Source organism: Synergistaceae bacterium (assembly GCA_031267575.1).
Classification (GTDB): domain Bacteria; phylum Synergistota; class Synergistia; order Synergistales; family Aminobacteriaceae; genus JAIRYN01.
Genome location: JAIRYN010000057.1, coordinates 1 through 9,553 on the forward strand (window position 1 = coordinate 1; position 9,553 = coordinate 9,553).

General features: G+C 47.9%; 5 protein-coding genes. 4 read left to right on the plus strand and 1 reads right to left on the minus strand.

The genetic code is table 11. From position 1 onward, the window contains the following. Positions 1-549 precede the first annotated feature (549 nt). The 4 genes from LBJ36_09760 to LBJ36_09775 all read left to right on the plus strand — a co-directional run bounded on the left by LBJ36_09760 (position 550) and on the right by LBJ36_09775 (position 7,291). On the plus strand, positions 550-2,286 hold the full coding sequence (locus LBJ36_09760; GenBank protein ID MDR1379318.1) for a B12-binding domain-containing radical SAM protein: 1,737 nt from the start codon (positions 550-552) through the stop codon (positions 2,284-2,286). 233 nt (positions 2,287-2,519) lie between these two features. Continuing rightward, positions 2,520-6,236: a prepilin-type N-terminal cleavage/methylation domain-containing protein gene (locus LBJ36_09765; GenBank protein ID MDR1379319.1), complete on the plus strand. Its 3,717-nt coding sequence runs from the start codon at positions 2,520-2,522 to the stop codon at positions 6,234-6,236. Between the two features lie 29 nt (positions 6,237-6,265). Then, a complete protein-coding gene (locus LBJ36_09770; protein MDR1379320.1) occupies positions 6,266-6,760 on the plus strand; it encodes a hypothetical protein in 495 nt (164 codons plus the stop codon). Between the two features lie 138 nt (positions 6,761-6,898). Continuing rightward, entirely contained in the window at positions 6,899-7,291 is a 393-nt protein-coding gene (locus LBJ36_09775) for a prepilin-type N-terminal cleavage/methylation domain-containing protein (protein MDR1379321.1), read from the plus strand. Positions 7,292-7,335: 44 nt separating this feature from the next. Here LBJ36_09775 and LBJ36_09780 read toward each other — a convergent pair whose 3' ends face one another. Further along, complete coding sequence (locus LBJ36_09780; GenBank protein ID MDR1379322.1) at positions 7,336-8,967, minus strand: Na/Pi cotransporter family protein; 1,632 nt, start codon at positions 8,965-8,967, stop codon at positions 7,336-7,338. Positions 8,968-9,553: the final 586 nt, after the last annotated feature.

Sequence of the window (9,553 nt, forward strand, 5' to 3'; positions counted from 1 at the left end):
ACTTCATGCTTCCCTGAGCTTGGACATTTACAACTTTTACTCGCCGTGTTATTATTCGCTCTCCAATGTAAAATGTGGTATAAAACATGAGATATATCGGCGGAGAAAATTGGGATTCTAAATTTTGAGCCAAGGTTTTGATCAAGTTAATCTAGGGAGAGAAAGTCATGATTTCAACGCTTGTTTTTCACGTAAAATCGGATATAATAATAAACAAGCAACAAGCAACAAGCATTATCTTCTTAAATTCTTAAAATTCTTCAAAGCTCTTTGTCTCTTTGATATAATAACTATTGCGGCTTCGTTTTGGCGTGTTTCACACGTCTTAGCGAGGTCGCTTTTTTATTGTAATTATTCAAACTCAGGGGAGCGGATTTCATGTTTGATAGATTGCTCTCGAAAAGAAGACGTAAGCTGGGAGCTTCATGAGTTCGAACAACTCATACTAGATAATGAGGAACTTATCGCATTGAGAAAGGTTAGTTTGACTTCGACAATAAAGGTAATTGCGAGACGCGACGCTGTTGTCCTGTACGGCGCAGGGGCATTATGACTGAAAATATGCCGGAGCATATCACACAGGAGTTCCTTGACATAATCAAGCTGCCCAACCTCGGCGGCAAGCGGCTGAATTATTTGCTTGTTATGCCCTGTTATATTGAAAACATAGCGAGGCTATACCAATTTCCTCACGGTATAACCTTGGTATCGTCCGCACTCAAAGTAAGCGGGCGGAGCGTGTTCACGCTCAACCTCAACTATAAAGAAAACCCGCTTGAACTGCTGAGGCACGTTATTGTTGAAAACAACATCGATGTTGTCGCGACGGGCGGGTTAAGCGGGAATTATGACGCGCTGAAAAGCGTGTTGGATTGCGCGAAGTCTGCCAAAGCCGATGTTGTCGCAATTGTCGGTGGGGGGATTATAACCGCCGACCCGATCATTGCGATGCAAGCCTTGGAGACCGCCGACTACGGCGTTATCGGCGAGGGCGAGATAACGATCAACGAACTTGCTTACGCGCTTGAAAACGATTTAGACGTTGCGGCTGTGGCGGGTATCGTGACGAAATCCGGCATGATAACAAAATCGCGTGCGGAGATTGCAAACTTGGATTGTTTACCGTTTCCCGACTATGACGGTTTTGAATTTGCGTATCTAATGGGTGAAAAAATGTATCATGCGGCGAATATTGTTGAAAAAAGCGCGCTTCTCGCGGCGAGCCGCAGCTGCCCGTATAACTGCACGTTTTGTTTTCATTCAAGCGGCAAAAAATACCGTCGCCGTTCGCTTGACAATGTATTTGAAGAGATTGATTACATTGTGAACAAATACAAGCCGGCAATGCTCTTTATGAATGATGAATTGTTTTTTTCCAACCGTAAAGTAATCGGTGAATTTTGTGAACGAATTAAGAAATACAGCATTCCTTGGTCGTGTGCCGGAAGAGTTGATACGGTGAACCGGGAAATATTACAAACTGCAAAGGATTCGGGTTGTATCGCTCTGTCGCTTGGCATTGAAAGCGCGGACAATTCAATTCTCAAAAGTATGCGCAAAAATATAACGGTCGAGCAAATAGAAACGGCGTTCACGGCGGCGTATGACGTGGGCCTTGAAGCATACGGCAACCTCATTTTCGGCGATTTGGAAGAGACCCGCGAGACGATTATTCATTCGCTCAACTGGTGGAAAGCGCATCAGAATTGGACTATCTATCTTTTCTGGATATATACCTTCCCCGGCAGTCATTTGTACAAAACCGCAATCGAGCGCGGAATAATAACCGACCCTGTAAAGTATCTCAAAGACAATCGTATGCAAATTAACATTAGCAAAATGCCCGACAAAGAATACTGGGATATGGTCGTCAACGTCGAGTTGTTCCAGTGGCTGTACGGCGCGGGAATCGACGTTGACATTGAAGCCCTTGATTTCGGCGTTGTCGCGAAAAAACTGACGGACTTATGTGTGTCGGGTAAAGTCGCCGTTTGGCCGACAATTCTGACAGTCGCGGAAATGCTGAACAGAATATCTCCGGAGTTTGTCGCGCACCCGAACACGTTTTTTGTGAACGTCAACCCTCACGAGGAGCGCAGCAAGGGCGTATTTGAAATTACGGGCAAACCGCTCTTACTCCCGCAAGTTATAGAGGACAATCAAATTGAGACTGTGCTTTACGCTTTTCCGCAGGTCAAGTCAACCGCGTTGAACGAAATTGCCACGATGATTGACGACTTGTATCCGTCGGTAAAACGAATCGTAACGATTAAAGATTTACGATAAAAATTTTATAATTTTTAAATTAATATATATTCACATAAAAATACAAAACTAATTTTTAAAATCATCCTTATTTAATTCGAAATACTTATTTCAAAATTAATATATAATATTAAATTGATGGTATAGACAATTTCAATATCAGATACTATGCTGGGGACAATTCGAAGCCGAGTTTTTAAAATGAACGAGCTACGGGGTACTGCCAGCGAAATTCAAAGTTAGGAGAGAAGCGCATGAGAGATAAGAGAGATCAAACGCAAGGGTATCGGGAGAACCTCCAAGGATTTACTTTGATAGAAATTTTAGTGGCGACGATGGTATCGACTCTTGTTTTAGGGGCGATCATTTTATTGATGGGACAGGGCCTCAATCTGGTGGGATCCAACACTGCCTACACTGTGGCACAGCGTAGCGCGCTGTCCACCATCGAATTCATGCCCAAGGAGATCGCTTACGCTAGTCAGGTGGAAATCATATCCAATCCTGCTCATGTCATCACGGATAATTTGTTAAGTGAGGACTGGCATTATATCGTGCGGGCGACCGATAAGGTCCATCATCTCTACTGGGACAAAGGGCGCAAAGAAGAAGCGATTCTGGGCTCAGAGTTCGTTACGGATTTGAAGTTTGACGCGGATATATTTTCTCCTGATCAGTACGGAGGCGGACGAGTGCTGCTCTTTCACGTGGAAACGGAAAACAACAAAAAAAACGTCGCTTTGAACCGAGCTCGCCTCGTTCACACCCTAGAGGGAGTCATGGGCGAGGATAATGTTTCCATCGACGCTACTTTTACCGGTGGACCCATTCTTCGCTATCGAACGATATTGGTCAAGGACAATAGCGAGGTGGACCTATTCGGAAGTTTGAATACGGACGACGATGCCGTTCATTTCGACTATACAAAGCCCGACACCTGGGATCGTGTCAAACACTACACGCCCGTGACCAAAATCGACGCGACTCTGAACCTGTCGCGAGAGGTCCATAATCGGTTGGACCCGATGGAACCTCCCGTTTTCACCTGGATCGTCGCCCAAACCGAACTCTTCTTTTCAAAATACCCAGAACTCAGCGGAGACCTTTTCGATAGGTTGGAAAAAACGGAAAAACAGGAAAAACTGTTGCGCGTCTTGAAGGCGGACAGTTACTTGAAAAACCATCTAAACGACAGAACTGTGGATAAAAAAGCCACGAAAGACCCCTCGCAGATCAAAGAAAAGCCGTTTGAGCAAGGATATCGTGTTTTGGAAGTTTCCAGAGGGAAACAAATAAACGCGGATACCTACGGTACGGAGTTTTACCTCCACCTGGGGGGTATCATCAATACGATGTTGAGACAACCCGGCGACTACCAGGGCGCCCTATTGATCTCGATCGCCCATTATAAGGACAAGGACGGCACGTGGAACATGGCTCCTGCCTTTGCCACGTTGGGCGAGGATCAATCGTCCGGCAACCTGTGGGAAAGAGTCATGGACATCGTCAATAAGAGGGGCACCTTTGGGGGAGGGATGCTGAACGAGCACATACACTTTGGAAAAATCGTTCCAGCGCTGGATCAGAGCACCGGGCGGTGGACCTTTACCGCTTACGGGGGATACAACGCGAGGCGGAGAGGGCCGCAGATACTGCTGACGCTCACGGACGAGGACTTTCAACACCTGAAACCGAAAGACTCGTCAAAGCCCAACCTTTACGGAGTGACAAACTACACTCTCTACCTCGAGGGACAGTTGGCCTACACAAAAAGCAAAGCCCTGGATGGCGGATACGGCGTACTCCTGAACGGAACGACGCCTCAAACTGTTCAGGTTGGGATCGATAAGGTCAATGAATACCTGTCCTCAGGATACATGTTTCAGTTGGATCCCGGAGCGGGAGGATACCTCATGCGTTACGCCTATTATAAGGAAGCGAACTTGAATCAGGTCAGTCTCCTCGCAAACGAGGAGAACCGCCTTAATGTTTACGACCACGACGTGGGTGTCACCTTCGGAGTGCACCCCCTTTACGCCTACGACGCATCGAAATCCTATCACGGCAAACCGCGCACGAACGAGGCCCCTCAGGTTGTGAACTTTTTCACTACCTCAAATTCCGCGGACCTCACCGTTCTGTCGGAGGATCTTAACAAACACGTGGGCGTTTTGAACCCCGAGCAGAGAATATACTATCGTCTGCCCTTCATGCCTCCATCCGAAAACGGAGGAGGTAGTGAACCCTATTACACACGGGAATCCGTACTGCGTACCTTCACCCGAGGGCGTGATAAAATCGGATTGAGCCATTATGTCGACTATGGCGGGCCTTATGGCATGACCTACGGGGGAAGCAGCCGGTCCGTCTACAATCCCAAGCACATGCAGACCTGGCAGCTCTACTACAAAGAATCAGATGTTAACGGCACCCACGACCCCGAGACCAAAGTCACGATGGATTTCCCCTATAAAAATGATACTCGAAAGGGATACCGTTGGGACATGCGCGAGATAAAGGACGGAGCGAGCAAAGGCGTGCCAATTGTCTGGAGAACTCGGCATCTTGTCAAACTGACCGTTCTCGAGATCACACGGGATATCCTCGCGTCGGAGGTAGAGGAGGATTGGCGGTCTAGAATACACCACGACGGCTCCACGGATATGACATACGACCCTAAAGACATCATTCACCAAGCGGGCGACCTATTTGTCCGGCTGGAAATGGTACAAGTTAAAAACATCGACGACAACGTCGCGAACGACATCAATGACTCTCGGCAGTACTACTACTCCAAACCCATTTGGTTCGGCAAATTCAGAGGGGACTATTGGAGGGGAGACTCACCCTCTCTCTTTAAAAAGATGGGAAACAATATGGCGCACACCGTGTCACCTCCAGAACCCAAAGGAGGCGACAGGAAGACGTTCCAGCGTCGAGGCATGAGAATACGGTCCTGGAAGGATAATTTCGTGGGCTGGGACTTCGAAAATCCGAACCACGCGAGCGGAACCTACACCTGGAAAGATGACCTTATCGGGAAAAAACCACGGCATCCAGATCTGACATTAGGAAACGACACGGTTTGGACACCGCCTATCGCCATCGACCTGAAAGGATACGGCGTCCAAGGCGACTGGGGCAACCATGGGCAACACCCCAAAATTCAGAATGAGTGGCAAAATCCCGAGCACAGCCAATTCGGTCACAATAGCGTCGGCGCCAATGGGGAAGTCGGAACCAACAATAAGGGTTTTACAAACGATGTTCATTCCAACTATCAATGGGGGGATCGTCGCGGCGATACCTACGGAAATTATGCTTTTGTCGGCCAGAAAGTGAAGTTCGAGAGGAGAGAGAAAGGCAACAATCCTTCATATGTTTACGCCTATAACGGATATTATGACGACAAAATCTACGGTCGCTTGAGCATACAAAGACACTACGGTGTCAGCACTCCCCTTTATGGACTCTATGCCCTGCGAGGATGGGACTACCTCCTTCAAGACTTTACCAGCGCAAGTGGTCCCACTTACGACTTCAATGGTCTCAGCTACGCTGATGTCGCTGGGAAAAGATTCAGCTACCCCAACAAGCGTTTTCTGATGGTGGTGCAGGGCCTACAGATGTCCTATCAGCCTAGCCGTATCGACCTGAAGGGAGACTTTGTTCAGCCCAACCTCAACGCCGGCTCCATCAATTACTATCGCCGGGCTCCAGCAGGAACCCCCGATGTCGTTTTTAGAAAGGATCGCGTCCGTACTTTGGGGTTCCGCTTCTGGTCGGGCCCCGGTGGCAAAACGATGATTGGCGCCAACCTTAACAACCCCAATCAGTTCAAGTTTTACGATATGTGGTTTGATGAAGGGTTCACACCAAAGGAAGTTCGCACCATCCTGGGGTTGGATCCCAAACAATTCACGGACTCCACGCTGGATACGGAAATACCTAAACTTTACGAAACCCAGTAAAATCCAATAGAGAATAGGAGAGAAAAGCAATGACGAAGACCGGCGGAGTGATGAGAGAGTGTGTTTTTTCGCGATCACGGCGCGGAAGCGCGTTGCCTATAGCGATTATCGTGATGTTGCTTTTTATGATATTTTCCGCGGGAATGCTTGCATTGTCCAGGATGAACGTATCGCACGTCATTTTTTTCGAGCGCCGAAACGTTCTAGAACAGGCAACTCTGAGCTTGGCCCAGGCACTAGCTGACGAGATCGTGGAAAACGCGAGCGTCTGGTGGGCTGGCGATCCGACCGCAACGGGAAAGGGCGAACTCAATGTGCATTCCGGCCTGGGATTGGATATCCCCAAGATGAAATTTACCTACAGCGTGATTCCTGACAAACCCGACGCCTACATTCTCTTCGTTCGGGGCGAATACTCAGACAGTTCCAATGACGCGATATGGGGAGTATCGTTGGACATCTACCCAGACGCTTCCAATAAACTTCTGGTCCATTGGTCAAAGTCCGTTCAATTAGATGAATAAGATAAGATGAATAAGATAAGATGAATAAGATAGGATGAATAAAATAGGATAAATAAGATAGGATAAATAAAATAGGATGAATAAGATTAGGTATGGATAAGATAAGTGATATGAATAAGGTAGGTGGATAGATAAGACATGAAATCCGAACATGTATTTAGGACGTTTCATCCACGCGAAAAGAAGGGATTTTCGCTGATAGAGGTAATTTGCGCGTTGGTGATTTTGTTTTTGGTGATTTTGTCGACCTTGGCTGTGCTCGACTATACCCTGAAGGTCACCGTGGCCTCTCGAAATCGAATGGGCGCCTTTGCCGCGGCCGAACGAATGGCGGTTTTCGTTCTGGCGTCGAGTAAAGGCGCATCAAATCCACAGATGGACTCCAGCAACACATCCATCCACGGGCAAATCTCCATCAATGGAGTGAATCGGCCGATCGAGGTGGAAGCGATCACCTATAGGGAAAAAACATCCATAAGACTTGATCGGCTCATGAAGCGTTCTGCCTTTGTCACGTTTTTAAAAAAGTGAAACCCTAATCCTTTCCCGACAGTCGTGGCGCATCCGCTAGTTCTTTAGTTTCCACGCGACTGCCGGGATAGAGCAATGATGTCATGAGCGAAGTAGGCGATGTTGTGGCTGTGGTCGCCGATGCGTTCCAAGTTGCTGAGCATGTCAATGAAAGAAACGCCTTTTTCGGGGTCGCATTCGCCGCGGTTCAAACGCTCGATGTGGTTTTTGCGGTACTGTTGCTCCTGGGCGTCGATTTGCTTTTCCAGTTCTTTGATAACGTGATCCGCTTTGTTCGAGTCTTCGTACTTGAGAGAGTCCAACGCATGATTCAGAGCCACTTCCACCGTATCGTACATCCTCCAAAACTCCTCGGCGGCCTGCTCCGAAAAATGTCGGCCGTCCTCCAATCGGCTTTCGCTGAGCTCCGTCAAGTTTTCAAAATGGTCTCCCACCCGCTCCAAGTCTCCCGCGGCGTTGACATAACACCCTAAGACCGTGGAAACCTCGCCGGAAAGTCCCTTTTGCCATATTTCGGACGCATAAGACGAAATTGCCTGATTGATGACGTTGATCGCGTTCTCGTATTCGGCGAACTCCTGCAGAAGGCGCTCTGTGTCCTTTTCCTCGTAACATTTGCGAACCACGTCTGCCATTTTCAACGTGATGGATCCCATGTGGATCAGTTCATCCTTGACGGCCTCCACGGCCGCCGTGGAAGACGCCGCGATCAGCTTTTTGTCCAAATACAGTGGGCCTGTCTCCTCGTGAACATGACTGGCCGGGATGATTTTCTGTATCAGGCGGGTAAAAATGGACGTGAAAGGCAAAAAAAGGATGGTGTTGATCACATTGAAAATGGAATGAGCATTGGCCAATTGCCGCCCGATCTCAGACGATGAAAGCAGAATGACGTGCTTATAAAGAGGGAGGAAAGTCATGAAAATGACGACCCCAACGACGTTGAAGAGTACATGGGCCGCCGCCGCCTGCTTGGCCGAGCGGTTAGCTCCGATGGTAGCCAGCACGGCCGTGATGGTGGTGCCGATATTATCCCCCAAAATGATGGGTATGGCTGCGTCCAGCCCTAAAAGTCCTTCAGAGGCCATAGCCATAGTCAACCCGATGGTAGCAGCGCTGGATTGAACGACCATGGTGACGATGGTGCCGGCCAGGACCCCCAAAGCCGGGTAAGTTCCCAAGGTCAGAAAAAGGTCCTGGCGTGTGGCGAAGAAAGCAGTAGCGCTTTCCATCGTCTGCATCCCCATGAAGAGGAGTCCGAACCCGACCATTCCGTTGCCTGCGTAGCGTTGTTTTTTGGATTTGCCGAACATTGTTAGGATGACACCTAAAGCGATGAAAGGAAGAGAAAAATCTTTGATCTTGAAGGCAATGATTTGAGCCGTGACAGTGGTTCCGATGTTGGCTCCCAGAATAATTCCTATAGCCTCGTTTAATGTCATTAACCCTGCGTTAACAAAACTCACCGTCATGACGGTGGTTCCACTGCTACTCTGAATGAGGATGGTAACGAGGATTCCGACAAACACACCCCTCAATGGAGTTCGGGTCAATGTTCCGATGAGATGGCGCATCCGATCTCCCGCTATGAACTGTAACGAATCGCTCATCAGCTTGATGCCATACAAAAAAAGCCCTACGCCTCCTGCTACCTGCAATGCGACGTTCCAGGACACTCACATCGACCCCCAATAGTTTTCTGCGCTATTTTCCTACCGCCACCTTTAAGTATAACATTCCCTTTTCGACATGAGGGAGCTGCACAAATCGCTTAGTTTCTTCCGAGCAAATACTGGTCGATACTATTCACTCGATACTATTCACTCGATACTATTCACATTCCCTCACGGATTTTGCACGATCAGGGTAATAGTATTTACTTTCCATCAAGCATTTCCATCAAGCATTTCAATGAGGTAGGTATTTTTACGTAGTATGTAAGGCCAGTCATATCCAGTCATATCAAGAGTTCGAGAGTAAATGCTGTTGCCCTGTGGCACGATTGAAGCTGATTGCAAAGCTGATTGCAAAATAGATAGACTGCGTGTAAAATTTTTATCTACGGATAATACTTAAAATTCAAACTAGGGAGTTTGATAATTGTGCAAAAAACTCTTGACAAATACGTCTATGTCAAAAATTTAATAATGGACCAGAGGACCAGAGGACCAGAGGACCAGAGGACCAGAGGACCAGAGGACCAGAGGACCAGAGGACCAGAGGACCAGAGGACCAGAGGACCAGAGGACCAGAGGACCAGAG